The organism is Aureimonas sp. CAS (assembly GCF_059838215.1).
This window is the reverse complement of the sequence record NZ_CM187563.1, coordinates 3,033,631-3,054,531: the sequence shown is the minus strand read 5'-3', so window position 1 is coordinate 3,054,531 and position 20,901 is coordinate 3,033,631. Positions and strand designations below refer to the sequence as shown.

Genomic DNA, 20,901 nt, shown 5'->3' with positions numbered 1-20,901 from the left:
CGATTTTCGGGCCGATGCCGTAGCCTATGACCGGGCTGGAACGGGAGAGATCCGATGAGTGCGACAGACTGGAATCCGGCCCTCTACACGCGTTTCGAGGACGAGCGCACGCGCCCCGCGCGCGACCTTCTGGCGCGCTGCGCCTTTGCCGGCAACGAGACCGGGCGGGGCCTGACCATCGCCGATCTCGGCTGCGGGCCGGGCAACTCGACCGAGCTTCTGGTCCAGCGCTTTCCCGAGGCCGAGATCGTCGGCTACGACCTTTCGCCGGCCATGCTGGAGACGGCGCGCTCGCGCGTGCCCGGCGCTACGTTCGAGCCGGCGGACATCGGGAACTGGCGTCCCGGCCGGGCCTTCGACCTCGTCTATTCGAACGCGGCGCTGCAATGGGTTCGCGACCATGAACGGCTGATCCCGGCGCTGTTGGAGAAGGTCGCGCCCGGCGGGCTCCTCGCGGCGCAGATCCCGGACAATCTCGCCGATCCGAGCCAGACCTCCATGGCCGAGATCGCGGCCGATCCGCTCTTCGCGCCGCATCTGTCGGGGGCCGGCGAGGCGCGCGAGCCGATCGCGCCGCTCGCCACCTATTACGACTGGCTGGCCGGGGCGGGGGCGAGCGTCGACATCTGGCTGACGCATTACCAGCATCCGATGGAGAGCCCGCAGGCGATCACCGACTGGTTCCGCTCGACGGGCCTGAAGCCCTTCGTCGATCCGCTGCCGGACGATCTGAAGCCGGCCTTCCTCGAACGCTACACGGCGGCGATGGAGATCGGCTATCCGAAGCGCGCCGACGGCGGGCGCCTGCTCGGCTTCCCGCGTCTGTTCTTCGTCGCGCGCAAGGCGGGCTGAGGCGACGGCCTCAGCCGTAGCGGCGCAGCGGCTCGGGCGAGGCCATCGAGGCGGCGGGCACGAGTTCGGCGACCCGCGCGCGCATCTGCGCGATGGTGAAGGGCTTGTCGACGACGCCCGCGATGATCGCGACGAGGTCGTCGGCCGCCTCGCGCTGCTCGGCATAGCCGGTCATCAGGAGGACGGTGAGGTTCGGAAAGGCGGCGTTGACGGCATGGGCGAGCTCGATGCCCGTCATCGCCGGCATGCGGATGTCGGACAGGACGAGGTCGTAGTCCCCGTTCGCCTCGACCAGCATCTCCAGCGCCTCGACGCCGTCTTCGGCGACGTCGACTTCGTGCCCGTCCAGGCGAAGCGCGCGCGCGGTCAGAAGCCGCACGCCGTCATCGTCCTCCGCGACGAGAATCTTCGCCATTGGTCACCTTTTCGCGCGGGAGCGCGCGTCCATCCCGCATGATGCAGCCCAATCCTTATCCGAGCCTTTCCAAATTCGCGGAAGGCGCGTCCGGTGCGAAAACGGGCGAACAGGATGAATCGAAGGTGAAGCTACTCGATCACGCGGCCGACGAAGGGCAGTTCGCGGAAGGCGTGGCCGACATCCATGCCGTAGCCGACGACGAAATGGTCCGGGCAGGAGAAGCCCACATGGGTCGCCTCGATGGGGGCCTTGCGGCGCATCGCCTTGTCGAGCAGCACGGCGATCTCGGCACGGTCCGCGCCGCGCTCCAGCATCAGGTCGCGCGCGAATTTCAGGGTGCGGCCCGATTCCAGGATGTCGTCCACCAGCAGCACCTGCCGCCCGGAGACGTCGCTCTCCAGATCGCGGAGAATGCGCACCGTCCCGCCTTCCGTGCCCGCCCCGTAGCTCGACAGGGAGATGAACTCGACCTCCGGCGCGATGCCGGCGGCATGAAGCGCGCGGATCAGATCGGCGGCGAAGACGAAGGAGCCCTTGAGGACCGAGACGACGAGGAGGTCGTCGCGCGCCGTCTCGGCGATCTCTCCAGCCAGCCGCCGGACGACCTCGGCGATCTCCTCGGGCGAATAGAGCGTTTCGATCTTGCGGCCGCGAACGGTGATCATCGGCTTCTCCTTCGGCGCTGGCTTGCGAAGGCGAAGCCGTTGCGGGCGCCCTTCAGGAGGAGGTCGGAACCGTCCCCCAGCGGGCCCGCGAGAGCGAGCCGCAGCACCGGGCGAGGCGAATAGCATCGTCGAGCAGCGATTGATACGGGCGGCCGTCGGCTCGGGCGGAGAGGTCGAGGCAGGCGAGCGCCTCGTCGCCGCGCAGCTCTGCGCGCGCCGGATGCGAGCGCGCGACGATCTCGCCCTCGATCACGAGGCCGCGCGGCGCTCTGCGCCGGGCCCCGGACGTCTCGAAGCGGTCTGTCATCGACGGTCCCTTTCGTTTCGCGCCAAGTTCAGGAAGGCGTAAGCTCGCAGGGTTAACCAGACCTTGCCCTTCGAAGTCCCCTTCGAAGCCCCGGGGGACGGCGTGAAAACGACATGATCGCACGCTCATCCACAGGCCGAAACAGGAAAGAGGCGGAGCGGACGTGATACGCTTCGAGAACGTCGGACTGCGCTACGACATGGGGCCGGAGATCCTGCGCGATCTGACCTTCGAGATCGGGCGGCAGTCTTTCCAGTTCCTGACCGGGCCTTCGGGCGCCGGCAAGACGTCGCTGCTGCGCATGCTCTTCCTGGCGCTGAAGCCGACGCGCGGGCTGATCACCGTGCTCGGGCGGGACGCCTCCTCGCTCTCGCGCACCGACCTGCCGGCGATCCGCCGCCGCATCGGCGTGGTCTTCCAGGACTTCCGCCTTCTCGACCACATGACGACCTACGAGAACGTCGCGCTTCCCCTGCGCGTGCGGGGGCGCGAGGAATCCTCCTATCGCCAGGACGTGATCGACCTCGTCCGCTGGGTCGGGCTCGGGGAGCGGCTGAACGCGCCGCCGGCCGTCCTCTCGGGCGGCGAGAAGCAGCGCGCCGCGATCGCGCGCGCCCTCATCGACCAGCCGGACATCCTTCTCGCCGACGAGCCGACGGGCAACGTGGACCCGCCGCTCGCCCGGCGCCTCCTGCGCCTCTTCATGGAGCTGAACCGGACGGGCACCGCGGTCGTCATCGCCACCCACGATCTGGCCCTGATGGACCAGGTCGAGGCACGCCGCCTCATCCTCGCCGACGGTCGGCTGCAGATCTATGATTGAGCCCGGCCTCCGCCGCTTCGCGACCACCCTGCCGCGCGATCTCGGCCACGAGATCCTGCGGCTCGTCGCCGCGCGCGCCAGCGCCCGCCGCCTGACCCCGATCGTGCCGCCGGGCAACGTCGCGGGCCGGGCGCTGATGACGGTGATCGGCATCATGACCTTCCTCGCCGGGCTCACGCTCGGCGCGGTGCTGCTCGTCTCGGAAGCCGCATCCGACTGGGAAAGCGAGATTTCGCGCGAGGTGACGGTCCAGGTGAACCCGGCCGAGGGCTTCGACATGGACGCGGCGCTGGCGCAGCTGGAAGGCCGCCTGGCCGGCCGCGCCGGCATCCTCTCCGTCGAACGGCTCGACGACGTGGCCACGACCCGGCTCCTGGAGCCCTGGCTCGGCTCGGGCGTCGATCTCACCGAACTTCCCGTCCCGCGTCTCCTGATCCTTCGCATCGACGAGGCCTCGCCGCCGGACTTCGCGGCGTTACGCCGCGAGATCGAGGCGGCGGTGCCCCAGGCGAGCCTCGACGACCACCGGGCCTGGGTCTCGCGTCTCGTCTCCATGGCGCGCGCGACCGTCGTCGCAGGTCTCGCCATCCTCGCCCTCGTCCTCGCCGCGACCGTCCTGACCGTGGTCTTCGCCACGCGCGGGGCCATGTCGGGCAACCGGCAGATCATCGAGGTCCTGCACTTCGTCGGCGCGCAGTCCGGCTTCATCGCGGGGGAGTTCCAGCGCCACTTCCTGCGGCTCGGGCTTCTCGGCGCGCTGTCGGGCGGGGCCGGCGCGATCCTCGTCTTCTTCCTCTTCGGCTGGTGGACCGCGAGCGCGCGCGCCACGCCCGAGGCCGACCAGATCTCGGCCCTCTTCGGCTCCTTCGCCATCGGCTGGAGCGGCTATCTCGGGGTCCTCGGCCTCGTCGTCATCGTCGGCCTCGTCACCGCGCTCACCTCGCGCCTCACGGTCACGCGCCAGCTCGCCGCCATCGACATGCTCTCGCCGGTGGAGCGATGAACGAATCCCCGAACCCCCCGTTTGCCTTTGACAAGCCGCTTGGCGAGCCGTCGATGCGCGGCGTGGCGGAGCGTTCGGGCAAGGGCATGGCGACACGAGGCGAGGGCAGGCGGAGAGGCGGTCGGCTGCGCCGGGCGGCGCGCCGGCTCGCGCTCGCGCTCGTGCTTCTCGGTCTGGCGGGCGGCGCCTATCTGGCCGGCGGCTTCTGGCGTTTCGCCAACGAGGTGGCGGGGCTGACCGTCCCGACCTCGCTCGACGGCGTCGACGGCATCGTCGTCCTCACCGGCGGAGCGGAGCGGATCGACCGGGCGCTCGACCTTCTGGAGCGCGGGGAGGGCGAGCGCCTGCTCATCAGCGGCGTGAACCCCGGCACCGGCATCGCCAGCCTCGCGCGCGTCACGGGGGCGGACCGCTCGCTGTTCGAGTGCTGCGTCGATCTGGACTATGCGGCGCTCGACACGATCGGCAACGCCGAGATGACGGCGCGCTGGGCGCGCGAGCACGACATCTCGCGCATCGCCCTCGTCACCAGCGACTATCACATCCCGCGCTCGCTGATCGAACTCGGCGGCGTGCCGGATGCGCCCGAGATCGTGCCCTATCCCGTCTCTTTGGAGAAGCTCTGGCGTGCGGACGGGGCGCCGAGCCGGCTCGGCCTTCGGCTCCTCCTCTCCGAATACGCCAAGGTGCTCGCGGCCCGCGCGCGCCTCGCCTTCGACCTCGACTACGATCGGGCCGGACTGCGGCGCACGGCGCATGTGCGGCCCGACTGATCGCGGCCGGCAGGTTCCCAAGGCGCCGGGCAGGGGGTAGAACGGCGCGCCGGGGAACCCTGTCGGACCGCATGATTCACCTACGATCGCTCGCCTTCCACATCGCCTTCTACGGCAATCTGATCGGCCAGATGCTGTTCTACCTGCCCGTCTTCTTCTTCCTGAAGGAGGAGCGCTGCTGGTGGATCGTGAAGAACTGGGCGCGCTCCAGCCTCTGGATCCTGCACCGCGTCGCCGGCACGCGGACCGTCATCTCCGGCTTGGAGCACGTGCCCGAGACCGGCGCGATCATCGCCTCCAAGCATCAGTCCTTCTGGGAGACCTTCGCCCTCATCCCGCATCTGACGAAGCCGGCCTTCATCCTCAAGAAGGAGCTGATGGCGATCCCGGTCTTCGGCTGGTACGCCAAGCGCATGCGGATGATCCCGGTGGACCGCGCCCGGCGCGGCGCCGTGCTCGCCTCGCTGCTCGGCTCGGTGCGCGCGGCGGTGGACGAAGGGCGCCACATCGTCATCTTCCCCGAAGGCACGCGGGTGACGCCGGGCGCGGCGCCCAACTACCGGCCGGGCGTCCATTATCTCTACTCGGAGCTCGACCTCACCATCGTGCCGGTGGCGGTGAACTCCGGCCTCTTCTGGCCCCGTCAGGCCTTCAGGCGCGAACCGGGCACGATCCGGGCCGAGTTCCTGCCGGTGATCGGTCCGGGCCTGTCGCGCGAGCCGTTCCTTGAGCGGCTGCGCTGCGAGATCGAGGCCGGTTCGACGGCCCTGATGCGGCGCGCCTACGAAGAGCGCCCCGAACTGCCGATGAGCGAACTCGTCGCCGCGCGGCTCGCCGAGCCGCCGGTCGATCCGAAGAGCTGCGCCGAACCCGGTTCGCCGGCGCCCGTCATCGCGCCGTCATAGGCGCGCGACGACGTCCTCCAGCCAGCGGTCCGTCAGGCCGAGCCCCCGGATCTCGTGCAGCGTCGAGGTGACGTATTCGTCGTTCGGGCCGGACTGGCCGTGCGAGCGCTTCACGATGGTCGCCGCCTCGCCCGCATCGAGCCGGCCCGCATATTGCGCATGGCCCCGGTCGACGACGTAGGTGACCGCACGCACCATGCGCCCGTCGTCGAGGCGCACCGGCAGCGTCAGTTCGCGATAGACATGGGTGACGAGCTCGCGGCCGCGCAGATAGGCCAGCGTCTCCTCGGCTCGTCCGCCCGCGACGCGGAAGGCCATGCCGATGCAGGAGCCGCCCCGGTCGAGGCCGAGGACGAGGCCGGGCTTTTCCGGCGTGCCGCGATGGACGTGGGAGCGCACGCAGAGCGAGCGGTGATATCCGCCGAGCCGTGCCTTGTGCCGTTCCTCGAACGCAAAACCGGGCCGCCAGATCAGCGAGCCGTAGCCGAAGACCCAGAGATCGTCCATCGCTGCCTTGAAATTCCCATCTGGCGCTGGTCAACAGCGCTTCCCTCGCACGTCAGGCGACAGAAAGGCAGGCGGCATGGCCGGGTCAAGCGTAAAGAGGCGGTCCGCCGCCAGCCGTGTCTTCACCGGGGTGATCCTCGTCGCGGTGCTCCTCTTCGCCGCGCTGACCGCCGGCTGGTTCTATCTGGCGCGCGAGCTCGACACGCGGGTGCAACAGGCCATCGAGGCGGCCGCGGGCCGGGGAGTCACCGTCGCCTGCGCCGAGCGGGACGTCTTCGGCTACCCCTTCCGCCTGGGACTCGCCTGCGATTCCGTTGCCATCGACGCGCCGGAATCGGGCGTGCGCGCGACCGGCGGCCAGCTTCGCACGGCCGCCCAGATCTACGAGCCGCGCCGCATCGTCATGGAGCTCGGCGCGCCCGTCGCGGTGGACGCGCCGGACCTGCCGCCGCTGGAACTCGGCTGGAATCTCGGGCAGGCCTCGGCCCGCTTTGCCAATGACGGGCTGGAGCGGATGTCGATCGCCATCGACGCGCCGACGATCGCGCTGCGCGAGGCGGGCGTCGAACTGGCGCGGGCCGAGCACTTCGAGGTCCATTCGCGCCGCAACGGGGCCGATCTCGACCTCGCGCTCAGCGACCGCGCGCTGACCGTCACCCATCCGGACCTCGGGACGCTGCCGACCTTCGACGTCGCGGCCGACATGAGCGTGGCCGGCGCGGCCGACTGGCTGACCGACGGACTTCCGGGCGGGCGGGTCGAGGAGGCGCTGCGAGGGCGCCAGGGTACCTTCCGCCAGCTTCGAGTGGCGCTGGCCGAAGGCGGCGCGATGGAGGTCTCCGGGCCGTTCTTCTTCGCCCCGAGCGGCGAGGTCACGGGCGACTTCCGCATCGCCCTGGAGAATCCGAACGCGATCGCCTCGCTCGTCGGCCAGCTCGTGCCGGGCGGCGCCGCGATCGCCAACACGCTGGCGGGCGGGCTCGGGCTCGTCGGCCGCCAGGAGAACGGCCGCACAGTGGTCGACGTGCAGGTCCGCGACGGACGCGCCCAGCTCGGCTTCATCCCGCTCGGACGCATCCCGCCGATCTGATCGAAGGGCGGAAAGCGGGGGCGTTTCAGGCGAGCGAGGGCGGGTCCTGCGGCTCGTCGACCGGGGCGGGCGCGGCCTTCGCCGCCTCGTCCTTCGGCTCGTTCCACGGGTCCTTGCGCTCGGGCTGGCGGCCGAAATTGGCGTCCGGCGTGTCCTGCCCGGCCTCGACGATGGAGCGCCGGATGGAGCGGGTGCGCGAAAAGAGGTCGTGCAGCGCATCCCCGTCGCCCCAGCGGATGGCCCGCTGCAGCGAGGCGAGATCCTCGGAGAAGCGCGCCAGCATCTCCAGCACCGCCTCGCGGTTGGTCAGGAAGATGTCGCGCCACATGGTCGGGTCGGAGGCGGCGATGCGCGTGAAATCGCGGAAGCCCGAGGCCGAGAACTTGATGACCTCGGACTGGGTCACGGTCTCCAGATCCGCCGCCGTGCCGACGATGTTGTAGGCGATCAGATGCGGCACGTGGGAGACGATGGCGAGCACCAGATCGTGGTGCTCGGGCGTCATCGTCTCGACATTGGCGCCCATGGCGCGCCACAGGCCCGCGAGGCGCTCGGTCGCCGCCTCGTCCGTCCCGGCCACCGGCGTCAGGATGGTCCAGCGGTTGCGGAAGAGTTCGAGGAAGCCCGCGTCGGGGCCGGACTGCTCGGTGCCGGCGATCGGGTGGCCGGGCACGAAATGGACGTGGCCGGGCAGGTGCGGCGCCATGTCGGCGACCACCGAGCCCTTCACCGAGCCGACATCGGTGACGATGGCGCCGCTCTTCAGCGCCGGCCCGATCGCCTGGGCGATCGCGCCGGAGGCGCCGACGGGGACGGAGAGGATCACGAGGTCCGCGTCCTTCACGGCCTCCGCCGCATCGGCATGGAAGCTCGTGCCGAGCTTCAGCTCCTCGGCACGCGCCAGCGTCTGCGGCGAGCGCGTCGAGACCGCGACCTCGCCGGCCAGCCGCTTCTCGCGCAGATTGATCGCGATGGACGAGCCGATGAGGCCGATGCCGATGAGCGCGACCTTGTCGAAGTGGGGCCGGCTCATCGCTTGAGGAAGTCGGCCAGCGCGTCGAGCACGGCGAGATTGGCCTTCTCCGAGCCGACCGTCATCCGCAGCGCGTTCGGGAAGCCGTATCCGGCGACGCGGCGAAGGATCAGCCCGCGCGCGGTCAGGAAGGCGTCCGCGTCGGCGGCCGTCCGGCCGTCCTCCTCCGGGAAGTGGACGAGGAGGAAGTTGCCGACCGAGGGGGTGACGCGAAGGCCGAGCGCCTCCAGCCCCTCGGTGAGCCGGCCGAGCCATTCCAGATTGTGGCGCGCCGCGCGGTCGGCATGGCCCCGGTCGCGGACCGCGGCGGCCCCCGCCGCGATCGCCGCGGCATTCAGGTTGAACGGCCCGCGGATGCGGTTCAGCGCGTCGACCACCGCCTCCGGCCCGTACATCCAGCCGATCCGCAGCGCCGCCAGGCCGTGGATCTTAGAGAAGGTGCGGGTCATCACGACGTTCTCGTTGGCGGCGACGAGGCTGGCGCCGGCCTCGTAGTCGTTGCGCGAGACGTATTCGGCATAGGCCGCGTCGAGGACGAGCAGGACATGGCCGGGCAGGCCGGCATGCAGGCGCTTCACCTCGTCGAAGGGAAGGTAGGTGCCGGTCGGGTTGTTCGGGTTGGCGAGGAAGACGATGCGGGTCTTTTCGTTCACCAGCGCCAGGATGGCGTCGACGTCGGCGCGCTCGTCCGTCTCCTTCGCGACCACGGGCGTCGCGCCCGCCGCACGGATGTAGATGTCGTAGACGAGGAAGCCGTGCTCGGTGTGGATCGCCTCGAGACCCGGCGCCAGATAGGCCTGCGCCAGAAGCCCCAGAAGCTCGTCGGAGCCGTTGCCGCACAGGATGTTGCGCGCCGGCAGGCCGTGCACCTCGGCGATCGCCTCGCGAAGCGCCGTCGCCTGTCCGTCGGGGTAGAGCTCCAGATGGGCGGCGGCCGCCGCTATCGCCTCGCGCGCCTGCGGCGAGGGGCCGAGCGGCGTCTCGTTGGAGGACAGCTTGACCAGCTCCACGCCCTCGGGCGCGTGGCTCTTTCCGGGCACATAGGGCTCGATGTCGAGCACGCCGGGCTTGGGGGTCGGGCGACCGGTGTCCAGGGTCATGGCGTCGATCCTTCAGGCGCTCGGGGGTTGGCGTCTAGCGCGGTGCGATCAGCGGTGCCGCATAGCCCCCGACCGGTCGGATGTCGAGGCCTTCGCCGAGCGTGCAGGACAGGCGGTCGGCGCCGCCGGGCACGGCGACGAGGCGGCTCGTCGGAGCCCGCGCCAAAGTGATCGTTCCCTCGGGGAAGGACAGGTCGCCGTTGCCCCAGACGACGAAGCAGCCGATCTCGAAGGGCACGGGGTCGGCGAGAGGCGGCGAGAGGACGAGGGCGGGTTCGCCCGCCTGCCGGCCCTCCGCCTCCACGAAGGGCAGCCGGGCGACGATCTGGCCCGAGCGCAGGCCCTCCCACCACGCGCCGGCCTCCTCCTTGCACAGGACGAGGCCGAGCCGGTCGCCGCCCTCCTCGATGCGGGCGACCACCTCGTTCGCGGAGGCGAGCGCGTGGACGGGCACGGAGAAGCCGAAGGAGAAGCGTGCCGCATCCATGGCCGCGACGGGATCGGTCCCGAGGGAGACCGCCACGTCGTAGGGCGCCTGCAGGGCGGTGAAGGTGGAGATGATCTCGCGCCACAGATGCTCGACCGAGGTCAGCGGCAGCGGCCCGGAGTGGCGGGCGGCGAGGCGGCGCATCATGTCGGCCTCGCGACCGGGGCGGAAGGCCGCGCCGTTGCGCGCCGTGCCCTTCACGCGGATCAGCTCGTCGATGACGCTGGCGCGCTGCATCAGGAGGCGGTGGACGCTCTCGTCGATCGCGTCGATCTGCGCGCGCAGCTCCGACAGCCGCGCGGGGTCCTGGGGTCGCTGGTCCACGGCTCGTCCCTCCCGTTCACTTGACGGGACGGGTCTAGAGCATTTCGCGCCGGAGCGTAAATCGCCCGAATGCCGGCCGGACGGCGACCGTCGCAAAGAGGCGTTGATCTGACGGGACGCGGGCGGTAGCAACGGCCTTCGCTTGGATGACCCGCCGCTCATGTCCCTGAACGCCCATACCCCGGAAGAGGAGAGCGTCCTCGGCCTCAAGGAGGCGACGAGGCCGTCCTCGAAGGTCGCGCGGTTCGGCCCGGACGAGCCGCTGCGCCTCGATTCCGGCGGCACGCTCTCGCCCTTCGAGATCGCCTACGAGACCTATGGCGAGCTGAACGCGGACAAGTCGAACGCCATCTATGTCTGCCATGCGCTGACGGGCGATCAGTACGTTGCGAGCACCCATCCGGTGACGGGCAAGCCGGGCTGGTGGTCCTCCATCGTCGGCCCCGGCAAGCCGGTCGACACCGACCGCTTCTTCGTCGTCTGCTCCAACGTGGTCGGCTCCTGCATGGGCTCGACCGGGCCGGCCTCGCTGAACCCGTCGACGAACCGCCCCTATGCGACCGACCTGCCCATCCTCACGATCCCCGACATGGTGCGGGCGCAGGCCATGCTGATCGACCGGCTCGGCATCGACACGCTCTTCGCGGTCATCGGCGGGTCGATGGGCGGCATGCAGGTGCTGCAATGGGCGGCCGCGCACGGGGACCGCGTCTTCGCCGCCCTTCCGGTCGCGACGGGCGCGCGCCATTCCTCGCAGAACATCGCCTTCCACGAGGTCGGACGTCAGGCCGTGATGGCCGATCCCGACTGGCGCGGCGGGCGCTACATCGAAGCGGGCGTGCGGCCCCACAAGGGGCTGGCGGTGGCGCGCATGGCCGCGCACGTGACCTATCTCTCGGAGGCCGCGCTGCACCGCAAGTTCGGGCGCAATCTGCAGGACCGCGAGCGCTTCGGCTTCGGCTTCGAGGCCGATTTCCAGATCGAGAGCTATCTGCGCCATCAGGGCACGAGCTTCGTCGATCGCTTCGACGCCAACGCATATCTCTATCTCACGCGCGCGATGGACTATTTCGACATCGCGGCCGAGCATGGCGGGCGTCTGGCCGACGCGTTCAAGGGCACCCGCACCCGCTTCTGCCTCGTCTCCTTCTCGTCCGACTGGCTGTTCCCGACGACCGAGAGCCGCGCCGTCGTCCATGCGTTGAACGCGGCCGCGGCCTCGGTCTCCTTCGTCGAGATCGACACCGACAAGGGGCACGACGCCTTCCTGCTCCACGAGCCGGTCTTCTTCGCCGCCATCGAGGGCTTCATCGCCTCCGCGGCCCGGGCGAGGGGGCTCGCATGACCGGCTGGGGCACAACCGCGACTGGAGAGACCGCATGAAGGCGGACGGGAAGGCCATCTTCGCCGCGCCCCAGCCGACGACGGCAACCGTTGCGGACGACGCGTCGGGCCGCGTCGATCTGGAACTCGTCGCCTCGCTGGTGGAGCCCGGCAGCCGCGTCCTCGACGTCGGCTGCGGCGACGGCGCTTTGCTCGAACTCCTGCAGCGGCGTCGCGGCGTGGACGCGCGGGGCATCGAGATCAGCCAGGCCGGCGTCAACGAATGCGTGGCGCGCGGGCTCTCGGTCGTGCAGGGCGACGCCGACCGCGACCTCGTCCACTATCCGGACGCGGCCTTCGACTACGTGATCCTCTCGCAGACGCTGCAGGCGACGCAGAATCCGGCGCTCGTCCTGTCCGAACTCCTGCGGATCGGCGGCCGGGCGATCGTCTCCTTCCCCAATTTCGGCCACTGGTCGGTGCGGCTCTCGCTGCTCCTGCGCGGCCGCATGCCGGTGACCAAGAACCTCGCCTATTCCTGGTACGACACGCCCAACATCCACTTCTGCACCATCGAGGACTTCGTTGAGCTCAGCCAGACGCTCGGCGCGAAGGTGGAGAGCGCCGTCGCGCTCGACGCGCAGGGGCAGCGCGTGGGCATGCGCCTGCCCTGGGCGCTGTGGAACCTGTTCGGCATGCAAGGGGTGTTCGTGCTGAAGAGGTGATGGAAAGGAGACGTCATGTCCCGCATCCCGGACTTCGAACCCCTCTTTGACGACGAGAACCCGGAGTGGACGGAAGAGGAATTCGCTCGTGCCCAGCCCGCGAGCGAGCTTCCCCCTCATTTTCTTCGAGCGTTCCCGAAGACGGCCGAAGCCTTGGCCCATCAGCGGGTCGAAGTGACGCTGAAACTCGGACAGGATGTCCTGTCCTACTACCGGTCGCGCTCGGATGACTGGGAGGCCGAGATCGACGCCGTCCTGCGGCGGTCGATCAAGCGCTGAACTACTCCAGCCGGATGTCCGCGGCGCGGACGATCTCGCCGTATTTCGCGATCTCGCTTTCGACGAAGTCGGCGAACTCGCGCGGAGAGGACGGCGCGGCGTCCGAGCCCTGGGCGGCCATGGCCTCCTGGAACCGGTCCGAGGCGAGAGCGTCGCGGATGTCGGCGTTGAGGCGCTCGACGATGAGCTCGGGCGTGCCGGCGGGCGCCAGAATGCCGAACCAGGTCGTGATGTCGAAGTCCTCGAAGCCTTCCTCCTGCATCGTCGGAAGGTCGGGCGCGAAGTCCGAGCGCTCCGCTGTCGTGACCGCGAGCGGGGTCACGGTGCCGGCCTCGATGTGGCTCGAAGCCGAGGCGAGGTTGTCGAAGATGAAGTCCACTTCGTCGGCCAGCACCGCCTGCAGCGCAGCGGCCGAGCCGCGATAGGGCACGTGGGTCAGGGGGGCGCCCGTCCGGTCGGCCAGAAGCTCGCCCGCCAGATGGCCGGCGCTGCCCGAGGAGCCAGAGGCGTAGGTCAGCCCGCCTTCCGTCGCGCGCGCTAGCTCCGCCAGAGCCATTGGGCTCGACGCCTCGATGCGCTCCCCGACGACGAGGACGTTCGGCGTGGTCGCCACGAGGCTGATCGGCGCGAAGTCGGCGACCGGGTCGAAGGGCATGTCCTGGTAGAGGCTGACATTGATGCCGTGGGTCGAGAGCGCGCCCATGAGGAGCGTGTAGCCGTCGGGCTCTGACTTGGCGACGAAGTCCGCGCCGATATTGCCGCCCGCGCCCGAGCGGTTGTCGATGATCACGGGCTGGCCGAGCGTGCCTTCCAGTTCGTTGGCGATGATGCGCGCGGCCGTGTCCAGCGTCCCGCCCGGCGGGAAGGGGACGACCAGCGTGACCGGGCGGTCGGGATAGGATTCCTGCGCCATGGAGGGGAGGACCGAAAGCGCAAGAACCGTGCCCGCGAGGGCGGCAAGAGTGCGGAACTTGAACGGCATGGCAGGTCCTCCGGCCCGATGGGATGGGGCAGGTTCTGGCGCTTGCCGGTCGAATTGGCAAGGCGGGCTTACGGCCCCTCAGCGCTCGCCGCGGTTCACCGCCGCACCCTGCGGCACCAGCACCGGGCGGGCTCGCCGGATGCGGACCTTCTCGTCCTTCGTCACCGTCAGCCCGCGATAGACGAGCTTGGTCGCCTCGATGGCGATGACGCCCGAGATGAGCGGCCAGAAGCGCCGCCCGGCGCGCTCGAGGGGAAAGGCGAGCGACAGGAGGCTCTCGCGCTCGAAGGGCGGGAAGAGCAGCGCCTCGGAGAATCCGGAGGGCGTGAACATCGCCTCTCGCAGGAGCCGCGCCAGCTGCCGCCGGGACCAGGGCCGGCCCGAGCCGAAGGGCGTGTGGTCGAACTGCGCCCAGAGCCCGCGCCGGTTCGGCACGACGAGGACCAGCCGCCCGTTCGGCGCGAGCACGCGCCAGATCTCCCGCAGAACGCGCTCGGGGTCCTCGGCGAACTCCAGCCCGTGCACCATCAGGACCCGGTCGACGCAGGCGTCGCCCAGCGGCAGCTCGTCGGTCTCCACCAGCACCGTGCGCGAGCGCCCGATGGGCGGCCAGCGCACCGCGCCTTGCGCGGCGGGCATGAAGGCCAGCGCCCGTTCGGTGTCGCCGGTCAGCCGGTCGAGGAGCGGCAGCGCATAGCCGATCCCCACCAGCCGCTCGTCCTGGATCGGTCGCCAGAGCGGCGTCAGCGCGAGTCCGATCGAGCGCGCCGCGGCCTGCCCGAGGCGGGTCGCGTAGAAGGCGCGAAGGTCGACGATGTCGGCGTTCGTGGAGGGCGTGACCATCGCCGGGCAACCTACAGAAGGCGGTTCGCGGGCGGAAGAGCGGAGCGGCGATGCCGGCGCCGGCGAGCGCACTATCTCACTTCTCCAGCCAGACGAAGGGGGAGAGCCACCATGGGTGCCATCGAGATCCGACAATTCATGTGCCGGAGCGACAATTTCGGCGTGCTCGTCCACGACGCGGCGGGCGGCGCGACGATCGCGATCGACGCGCCGGAGGAAGGCCCGATCCTGGCCGCCCTGGAGCGCGAGGGCTGGAGCCTGACGCACATCCTCACCACCCACAAGCACGGCGACCACGTGGAGGCGAACGAGGGGCTGAAGGCGAAGTTCGGCGTCGAGATCGTCGGCCCCGAGGGCGAAGCCGGCTCGATTCCCGGCCTCGACCGCAGCGTGAAGGGCGGCGACCGGTTCGAGATCGGCTCGATCGCGATCGAGGTGATCGACACGCCGGGCCACACGCTCGGCTCGGTCTCCTACTACATGCCGCGCGCCGAGGCTCTGTTTGCCGGCGACGCGCTCTTCTCGATGGGCTGCGGGCGGCTCCTGGAGGGCACGCCCGAGATGCTCTGGGAGAGCCTGAAGCGCCTGCGCGGCCTGCCCGAGACGACGATGGTCTATTGCGGGCACGAATACACGGCGAAGAACGCGGCCTTCGCGGTCGAGGTCGATCCGGGCAACACCAAGCTGCGCGAGCGCGTGCGCCAGGTGGAGGATCTTCGCGTCGCCCACAAGCCGACGCTGCCGGTGAGCCTGAAGAAGGAGCTGCGCACCAATCCGTTCCTGCGCGCGGACGACCCGGAGCTGGCCGAGGCGCTGGGGATGACGGGCGCCGCGCCGGACGAGATCTTCGCGGCGCTCCGCAAGCGGCGCGACACGTTTTGACCAGCGCCCGCGACCTCATCGCGCGGCTGAAGCTGCAGCCCCATCCCGAAGGCGGCTGGTACCGCGAGACATTCCGCGACGAGGCGGTGGACGGGGAGGGGCGCTCGCGCTCGACCGCGATCTACTTCCTCCTCGACGTCGGCGAGACGTCGGAATGGCACCGCGTGACCGATGCGAGCGAGACATGGCACTTTTACGCCGGAGCCCCGCTGGCGCTCACCGTCTCGCCGAACGGCCACGACGCGATGAGCCACAGGCTCGGCCCGAACGTGATGGAGGGGGAGGCGCCGCAGTTCACTGTCCCGGCCGGCTGGTGGCAGACCGCGACCAGTCTCGGGGCCTTCACCCTCGTCGGCTGCACGGTCGCGCCCGGTTTCCGGTTCGAGAGCTTCGAGATGGCGCCGCCCGGATGGCGGCCGACGCCGCGGGCGCCCGGCCGGTAGTCAGCCCCGCCGCGTCAGGCGCTTGAACAGCGGCAGGGCGGCGAGGGCGGCGCCGGTCGTGATCAGAGCGGCCGAAAGCAGGAGCGTCGATGTCGCCTGCGCCTCCCCGAAGAGGATGAGAACGAAGGTGGAGAGCAGCGGCGCGGCGTAGCTGGAGGCGCCGAGCAGCTGGATGTCGCCGTGCTTGACGCCGTGGTCCCACGTGTAGAAGGCCGCGCCGACCGGCAGGAGGCCGAGCAGCAGCACCGCGATCCACTGCGAGGCATCGGCGGGCCAGACCGTCGTCTCGAAGGCGAGATGGGCGAGCGCGGAGAGAATCGCCGTCGCCGCGCAGAAGCCGGTGACGACGTCGGTCGGCACGTCCGCGAATCGGCGCGACAGCAGCGAGTAGCCGGTCCAGAACAGGGCGCAGAGCCCGGCCAGCGCGTAGCCGAAGGCCGCGTCGTTGGAGAAGTCGAGGCCCCCCGCGCGCCCGGTGATGACGAGCCCCGCGCCCAGAAGGCCGAGAATCGCCCCCGCCACGTGGAACCAGCGAAGGCGCTCGCCCGGCAGCATGGCCGAGCCGAGGACGATCAGAAGCGGCCAGAGATAGGCGATGAGGCTCGCCTCCGCCGCCGGCGCGTTGCGCAGCGCCGCGAAGTAGAGCGCGTGATAGCCGGCGAGGCCGACGACGCCGAGCGCCCAGACCCGGACGGGCTGGCGGAAGACGGAAAGACGCGCGCCGCGGGCCTTGAAGGCGACGAGCCCCACCAGCGTGCCCACGGCGAAGGTCATCGCGTTCAGCTGAAGCGGCGGCACCGTGCCGGTGCGCGCGGTGAGGAGGGCGAGAAGCGCCCACATCAGGATGGCGGTGAAGCCGACGAGCGTTGCCATGATCGAGCCGGTATGGGACGGGACGGAGCATCCGCGAAGGGTGCGGACAGGCGGCGGCAACCGCGCTACCATCCTTGCGCCGCGCGGGACAACCACCGTGATGGGCCCGCATCCGCCGCTTCGACTTGACAGGAACGGACCGTCTCTCTAAGGACGCTTCTGAATTTCCGGTCATGGCCGATCGAGGATGCGTGCGTGTCGAGCGCCGCTGCCGGACGCCATGGCAGACTCGAAACTTGAGAAGGTGAACTCCATGTCGCGCGTGTGCGAGCTGACCGGCAAGGCGGTCCAGACCGGCAACAATGTGAGCCACGCGAACAACAAGACGCGTCGCCGCTTCCTGCCGAACCTTTGCAACGTCACGCTGATCTCCGATGCGCTCGGTCAGCGTTTCCGCCTGCGCATCTCGGCGCACGCCCTGCGCTCGGTCGAGCATCGCGGCGGTCTCGACGCCTTCCTGACGAAGGCGAACGAGAAGGAGCTGTCGCAGCGCGCTCGCCTCCTGAAGCGCCAGATCGCCAAGAAGACGACGGGCGAGACCGCCGCCGCGGCCTGACGCGCGCCGGATTTCAAGAGATGACGAAGGCCTCGCCTCGCGGCGGGGCCTTTGGTTTGAGACGAGGCCATTTTGCCCGTCGCCGACGCTGGTGCCATACCCCAGCCTAAAAAAATGGAACGAACGGTCATGACATCGCTCCGCGCGCACGCGCTCCCCGTCCTCGCCATGACGACGATCGTCATGGCGGCGAACATCGCGGTCCAGTTTCCTCTGTCGGGAGAGATCGGGCCGCTGATGCTGGCCGACATCCTCACCTGGGGCGCCTTCGTCTATCCCTTCGCCTTCGTCGTGACGGACATCAACAACCGTCTGTTCGGGCCGGCTTTCGCGCGCCGCGTCGTGTATCTCGGCTTCGTCCTGGCGGTCGTCTCCTCGATCGTCTTCCCGCCGGTGCTGCATTCCTTCGGCTGGCTGGAATACGAGACGACGGGCGCGCGTCTGGCGCGCGTGGCGATGGCCAGCGGCTGCGCCTTCCTCGTCGCGCAACTGATGGACATCGTGGTCTTCAACCGGCTGCGTCGGCTTTCCTGGTGGAAGGCGCCGCTCGCCTCGGGCGTCGTCGGCTCCGTGGTCGATACGCTGGTCTTCTTCTCGGTCGCCTTCGCCGCGGTCTTCGTCTTCCTCGGCCCCAACGAGCCCTTCGCGCTGGAGACGGCTCCGCTCTTCGGGGCGCTGCAGGGCACGGAGGCGCCGCGCTGGGTGTCCTGGGCGCTCGGCGACTTCGCGGTGAAGCTCACCATCGCGCTCGTCGGTCTCGTCCCCTACCGGCTCGTCATCGGCGCCGTCCTGCCGTTCCGCGAGCCGCAGGCCGCGTGACGGCAGGGGCCGAGGGCCTCAGCTCGGGGGCGGGGCGTCTTCGACCAGCCTGAACTCCAGATAGAGATTGCGCTGGAAGAAGGAGGCGTTGTCGTCCGAGACGAGAGCGACGATCGTTTCGCCCGCCGCGTTCACGAAGACGTCCAGCCCCTCCATGTTGTCGATCTCCTGGGCGAGACTGGCCTCCATGACGACCGGGCCGTCCACCAGCGCCCCGACTTCGATCGTCCGGCCCTCGATCCGGCGGATGCGCATGCCGACGCGCCCGAAGCCTTCGTAGCGGCGCTCCAGAAGCAGGAGGTCGCCGCCTTCGAGAAAGGCCCCGTCGGTCGCCATCCAGGGCTCCTGTCGGCGCACGGTGAAGACGCCTTGCCCCAGAATCCCGGCGAAGAGATTGCCGGCCGAATCGATCGAGTTCTCGGACACGACGACGATCCGCCCGTCCGGCGCCCGCGCGATCGTCTCCAGCCCCTGGTTGCGGCGAAGCTCGTGGACCGGGATCGGCTGGGCGACCTCGCGTGCGGGCGAGCGCAACGGATCGCGCGCGTCGAATTCCTCCACCCGCGCCCGCTGCTCGAAGGCGACGAGCACGCGGTCCCCGTCGACCGCGATGCCTTCGGCGTCCGCGTCGCCCTTTCGCATGCGCGCTTCGCCGTTCGGGCCGAGGATCGGGGCGATGGCCGCCTCGCTTATTCCGACGGGGCGACCCTCGCCGTCGCGCTCGATCCGCCCCTCTAACCAGAGGCCGGTGTCGGTGACGGCGAGAAACGCGCTCCCTTCCCCGTCGCGGAACCGGAAGCCGGAGATGCCGGCGAGCCTGCGATCCGAGCCCCGGAAGGAGAAGCCGCCGACATAGTCGAGCTGGCCGAACCGGGTCTCGTCCGAACGGGCCTCGAAGCGCTCGATGGCGCGGGGCGTGATCTCGACGGGGACCACGTCGCCCGCCGCCGGCAGGGCAAGCGCCAGAAGGGCCGCGAGACCGGCGGCGATGTGCCTCAACGGCGGCTCGCTCCGCGCCCCGATGGCTCCTCCTCGAAGAGGGCGGCGAGCTGCTCGGTCATCGCGCCCGCCAGCTCCTCGGCGTCGGTCAGCGTCACGGCGCGGCGATAGTAGCGCGTCACGTCGTGGCCGATGCCGATGGCGAGCAGCTCGACCGGCGAGCGCGTCTCGATATGGTCGATGACCGCGCGCAGGTGCCGCTCCAGGTAATTGCCCGGGTTCACGGAAAGCGAGGAATCGTCCACCGGCGCGCCGTCGGAGATCATCATGAGGATGCGCCGCTGTTCGGGCCGCGCGATCAGCCGCGAATGCGCCCAGAGCAGCGCCTCGCCGTCGATGTTCTCCTTCAGGAGGCCCTCGCGCATCATCAGGCCGAGATTGCGCCGGGCGCGGCGCCAGGGCGCGTCGGCGCCCTTGTAGACGATGTGGCGCAGGTCGTTCAGCCGGCCGGGACGCGGCGGCTTGCCCGCCTTCAGCCAGGCCTCGCGCGACTGCCCGCCCTTCCAGGCCTTGGTGGTGAAGCCGAGCACTTCGACCTTCACGCCGCAGCGCTCCAGCGTGCGGGCGAGGATGTCCGCGCAGGTCGCCGCCACCGTGATCGGACGGCCGCGCATGGAGCCCGAATTGTCGATGAGGAGAGTGACGATCGTGTCGCGGAACTCGGTGTCGCGCTCCATCTTGAAGGAGAGCGGCTGCATCGGGTCGATGACGATGCGGGTGAGCCGGGCCGTGTCGAGATAGCCCTCTTCGAGATCGAAGTCCCAGGAGCGGTTCTGCTGCGCCATCAGGCGGCGCTGCAGGCGGTTCGCGAGCCGGCCGACGGCGCCCTGGAGCGAGGACAGCTGCTTGTCGAGGAAGGCGCGCAACCGGTCGAGCTCGGCCTCCTCGCACAGCTCCTCGGCCCCGGTCTCCTCGTCGAACTGGCGCGTGTAGACCTGATAGTCGGCCTCCACGAGCTGGTTCGGATGGGGCCGGTCGGGCCGGCGCTGCTCGGCCGGCGCCTCGGCTTCCGGCGAATCCTCGTCGTCCTCGCCTTCGTCGGAGGTCTCTGTGCCCTCTGCCTCGGCGGTCTCCTCGGCCTCGGCCTGGCTCTCGCGGCTGTCGGTCTCCGCCGAGTCCTGCCCGGCTTCCTTCTCGGCGCCCGATTCCTCGTCGCCGCGATCCTGGCTGTCGCCGGCCTCCTCGTCCTCGTCCTCCTCGGACGAGGATTCGTCGGCCAGCTCCTCCGCCATGTCCATCGAGACGAGGACGTCGCGAACGGCGCGCGCGAACGCGTTCTGGTCCTCCAGCGACGAGGAGAGCCGGTCGAGCCGGCCGTCGGTCTTTTCCTCGATCCAGTCGCGCCAGACATCGACCAGCGCCTCGGCGCTCTTTGGCACCGCGCGCCCGGTCAGCTTCTCGCGCACCATCAGGGCGACGGCGTCCTCGAGCGGCGCCTCGGCCCGGTCGGTGACCTCGGAGAGGTTGGAGCGGAAGTACTTGTCCTCCAGCATCACCGCCAGATTGTCGGCGACGCCGACCATGGCCTTGGCGCCGATCGCCTCGCAGCGGGCCTGCTCCACCGCGTCGAAGACGGCCTTGGCCCCGCGCCCGTCGGGCGAGAGGGTGGCGTGGATGCGGCTGTCGTGTCGTGCGCGGCGCAGCGCCATGGCGTCGCCGAGGCCGCGCGTGATCGCGACGTCGGAGGCGCTGGCACGCTTGGGCGGCTCGGGCAGGCGGGCACGGTTGCCGGAAAGGCCCGGCCGCTCGTTGCCGAAGACGATCTCCAGCTCGGACTCGCCCGCGATGGCACGCATCGCCGAGGCGACGGCGCGCCGGAACGGCTCGCGGTCCGAACCCTGGCCCTTGCGGCCCGGTTTCTGATTGTCGCCGACGCCTGCCACGCTGCGC

General features: G+C 70.2%; 25 protein-coding genes. 13 read left to right on the top strand and 12 right to left on the bottom strand.

What is annotated here, in order from left to right:
• Window positions 1-54: 54 nt before the first annotated feature.
• A complete protein-coding gene (tam, locus tag AC6R2M_RS14680; RefSeq protein WP_500483384.1) occupies window positions 55-852 on the top strand; it encodes a trans-aconitate 2-methyltransferase in 798 nt (265 codons plus the stop codon).
• 10 nt (window positions 853-862) lie between these two features.
• On the opposite strand, the gene AC6R2M_RS14675 is transcribed toward tam, so the two are convergent.
• From AC6R2M_RS14675 to AC6R2M_RS14665, 3 genes are all read right to left on the bottom strand, one after another.
• A complete protein-coding gene (locus tag AC6R2M_RS14675; protein WP_500483382.1) occupies window positions 863-1,267 on the bottom strand; it encodes a response regulator in 405 nt (134 codons plus the stop codon).
• Window positions 1,268-1,398: 131 nt separating this feature from the next.
• A complete protein-coding gene (gene hpt / locus AC6R2M_RS14670) occupies window positions 1,399-1,935 on the bottom strand; it encodes a hypoxanthine phosphoribosyltransferase (protein ID WP_500483381.1) in 537 nt (178 codons plus the stop codon).
• A 52-nt stretch (window positions 1,936-1,987) separates the two neighbouring features.
• Complete coding sequence (locus tag AC6R2M_RS14665; RefSeq protein WP_500483379.1) at window positions 1,988-2,242, bottom strand: hypothetical protein; 255 nt, start codon at window positions 2,240-2,242, stop codon at window positions 1,988-1,990.
• Window positions 2,243-2,405: 163 nt separating this feature from the next.
• On the opposite strand from AC6R2M_RS14665, the gene ftsE reads away from it, so the two are divergent.
• The 4 genes from ftsE to AC6R2M_RS14645 all read left to right on the top strand — a co-directional run bounded on the left by ftsE (window position 2,406) and on the right by AC6R2M_RS14645 (window position 5,746).
• Window positions 2,406-3,065 (top strand): cell division ATP-binding protein FtsE, encoded by a 660-nt coding sequence (gene ftsE / locus AC6R2M_RS14660; RefSeq protein WP_500483377.1) that lies wholly within the window; start codon window positions 2,406-2,408, stop codon window positions 3,063-3,065.
• Complete coding sequence (locus AC6R2M_RS14655; RefSeq protein WP_500483375.1) at window positions 3,058-4,068, top strand: cell division protein FtsX; 1,011 nt, start codon at window positions 3,058-3,060, stop codon at window positions 4,066-4,068. Before ftsE ends, AC6R2M_RS14655 begins: the two co-directional genes overlap by 8 nt.
• A 53-nt stretch (window positions 4,069-4,121) precedes the next feature.
• Window positions 4,122-4,841 (top strand): YdcF family protein, encoded by a 720-nt coding sequence (locus tag AC6R2M_RS14650; RefSeq protein ID WP_500483373.1) that lies wholly within the window; start codon window positions 4,122-4,124, stop codon window positions 4,839-4,841.
• Between the two features lie 71 nt (window positions 4,842-4,912).
• Window positions 4,913-5,746, top strand: a complete 834-nt coding sequence (locus AC6R2M_RS14645; protein WP_500483371.1) for a lysophospholipid acyltransferase family protein — start codon at window positions 4,913-4,915, stop codon at window positions 5,744-5,746.
• Here AC6R2M_RS14645 and AC6R2M_RS14640 read toward each other — a convergent pair.
• Complete coding sequence (locus tag AC6R2M_RS14640; RefSeq protein ID WP_500483370.1) at window positions 5,741-6,253, bottom strand: gamma-glutamylcyclotransferase; 513 nt, start codon at window positions 6,251-6,253, stop codon at window positions 5,741-5,743. The two genes, AC6R2M_RS14645 and AC6R2M_RS14640, sit on opposite strands and share 6 nt — an antisense overlap.
• 76 nt (window positions 6,254-6,329) lie before the next feature.
• Here AC6R2M_RS14640 and AC6R2M_RS14635 point away from each other — a divergent pair, with 76 nt between their 5' ends.
• Window positions 6,330-7,343, top strand: a complete 1,014-nt coding sequence (locus AC6R2M_RS14635) for a DUF2125 domain-containing protein (protein WP_500483368.1) — start codon at window positions 6,330-6,332, stop codon at window positions 7,341-7,343.
• A 25-nt stretch (window positions 7,344-7,368) separates the two neighbouring features.
• Here AC6R2M_RS14635 and AC6R2M_RS14630 read toward each other — a convergent pair whose 3' ends face one another.
• From AC6R2M_RS14630 to pheA, 3 genes are read right to left on the bottom strand one after another with little or no spacing between them, the layout of a single operon-like run.
• Window positions 7,369-8,376: a prephenate/arogenate dehydrogenase family protein gene (locus AC6R2M_RS14630; protein ID WP_500483366.1), complete on the bottom strand. Its 1,008-nt coding sequence runs from the start codon at window positions 8,374-8,376 to the stop codon at window positions 7,369-7,371.
• A complete protein-coding gene (gene hisC / locus AC6R2M_RS14625; protein WP_500483364.1) occupies window positions 8,373-9,476 on the bottom strand; it encodes a histidinol-phosphate transaminase in 1,104 nt (367 codons plus the stop codon). Before hisC ends, AC6R2M_RS14630 begins: the two co-directional genes overlap by 4 nt.
• A 34-nt stretch (window positions 9,477-9,510) precedes the next feature.
• Window positions 9,511-10,287: a chorismate mutase gene (gene pheA / locus AC6R2M_RS14620; protein WP_500483362.1), complete on the bottom strand. Its 777-nt coding sequence runs from the start codon at window positions 10,285-10,287 to the stop codon at window positions 9,511-9,513.
• A gap of 160 nt (window positions 10,288-10,447) precedes the next feature.
• Between pheA and metX the strand changes: the two genes are divergently transcribed.
• Genes metX through AC6R2M_RS14605 form a run of 3 tightly spaced genes read left to right on the top strand, consistent with a single transcriptional unit; the run spans window position 10,448 to window position 12,614 of the window.
• Window positions 10,448-11,632 carry a homoserine O-acetyltransferase MetX gene (gene metX, locus AC6R2M_RS14615; RefSeq protein WP_500483360.1) on the top strand — a complete coding sequence of 395 codons (1,185 nt, stop codon included), beginning with the start codon at window positions 10,448-10,450 and terminating at the stop codon, window positions 11,630-11,632.
• A gap of 34 nt (window positions 11,633-11,666) precedes the next feature.
• Window positions 11,667-12,335: a methionine biosynthesis protein MetW gene (gene metW / locus AC6R2M_RS14610; protein WP_500483358.1), complete on the top strand. Its 669-nt coding sequence runs from the start codon at window positions 11,667-11,669 to the stop codon at window positions 12,333-12,335.
• 15 nt (window positions 12,336-12,350) lie between these two features.
• Window positions 12,351-12,614: a BrnA antitoxin family protein gene (locus AC6R2M_RS14605; protein WP_500483356.1), complete on the top strand. Its 264-nt coding sequence runs from the start codon at window positions 12,351-12,353 to the stop codon at window positions 12,612-12,614.
• Between the two features lies 1 nt (window position 12,615).
• Here AC6R2M_RS14605 and AC6R2M_RS14600 read toward each other — a convergent pair whose 3' ends face one another.
• Window positions 12,616-13,596, bottom strand: coding sequence for a Bug family tripartite tricarboxylate transporter substrate binding protein (locus AC6R2M_RS14600; RefSeq protein WP_500483354.1), 981 nt, complete (start codon window positions 13,594-13,596; stop codon window positions 12,616-12,618).
• 78 nt (window positions 13,597-13,674) lie between these two features.
• A complete protein-coding gene (locus tag AC6R2M_RS14595) occupies window positions 13,675-14,439 on the bottom strand; it encodes a class I SAM-dependent methyltransferase (RefSeq protein ID WP_500483352.1) in 765 nt (254 codons plus the stop codon).
• A 111-nt stretch (window positions 14,440-14,550) separates the two neighbouring features.
• Here AC6R2M_RS14595 and gloB point away from each other — a divergent pair, with 111 nt between their 5' ends.
• Together gloB and AC6R2M_RS14585 are read left to right on the top strand one after the other, a co-directional pair.
• Entirely contained in the window at window positions 14,551-15,321 is a 771-nt protein-coding gene (gloB, locus tag AC6R2M_RS14590) for a hydroxyacylglutathione hydrolase (protein WP_500483350.1), read from the top strand.
• A complete protein-coding gene (locus tag AC6R2M_RS14585) occupies window positions 15,318-15,764 on the top strand; it encodes a cupin domain-containing protein (RefSeq protein ID WP_500483348.1) in 447 nt (148 codons plus the stop codon). Before gloB ends, AC6R2M_RS14585 begins: the two co-directional genes overlap by 4 nt.
• Here the strand turns inward: AC6R2M_RS14585 and yddG are convergent, their stop codons facing one another.
• A complete protein-coding gene (yddG, locus tag AC6R2M_RS14580; RefSeq protein WP_500483346.1) occupies window positions 15,765-16,637 on the bottom strand; it encodes an aromatic amino acid exporter YddG in 873 nt (290 codons plus the stop codon).
• Between the two features lie 253 nt (window positions 16,638-16,890).
• Here yddG and rpmB point away from each other — a divergent pair, with 253 nt between their 5' ends.
• Together rpmB and AC6R2M_RS14570 are read left to right on the top strand one after the other, a co-directional pair.
• Entirely contained in the window at window positions 16,891-17,193 is a 303-nt protein-coding gene (rpmB, locus tag AC6R2M_RS14575; RefSeq protein WP_500487610.1) for a 50S ribosomal protein L28, read from the top strand.
• A gap of 129 nt (window positions 17,194-17,322) precedes the next feature.
• The gene (locus AC6R2M_RS14570; RefSeq protein WP_500483344.1) at window positions 17,323-18,012 is read left to right on the top strand and encodes a queuosine precursor transporter; all 690 of its coding nucleotides are present in this window, start codon (window positions 17,323-17,325) and stop codon (window positions 18,010-18,012) included.
• Between the two features lie 18 nt (window positions 18,013-18,030).
• Here AC6R2M_RS14570 and AC6R2M_RS14565 read toward each other — a convergent pair whose 3' ends face one another.
• Together AC6R2M_RS14565 and cobT are read right to left on the bottom strand one after the other, a co-directional pair.
• On the bottom strand, window positions 18,031-19,011 hold the full coding sequence (locus AC6R2M_RS14565; protein ID WP_500483342.1) for an esterase-like activity of phytase family protein: 981 nt from the start codon (window positions 19,009-19,011) through the stop codon (window positions 18,031-18,033).
• Window positions 19,008-20,894, bottom strand: coding sequence for a cobaltochelatase subunit CobT (gene cobT, locus AC6R2M_RS14560; RefSeq protein WP_500483340.1), 1,887 nt, complete (start codon window positions 20,892-20,894; stop codon window positions 19,008-19,010). Before cobT ends, AC6R2M_RS14565 begins: the two co-directional genes overlap by 4 nt.
• Between the last annotated feature and the right edge of the window lie 7 nt (window positions 20,895-20,901).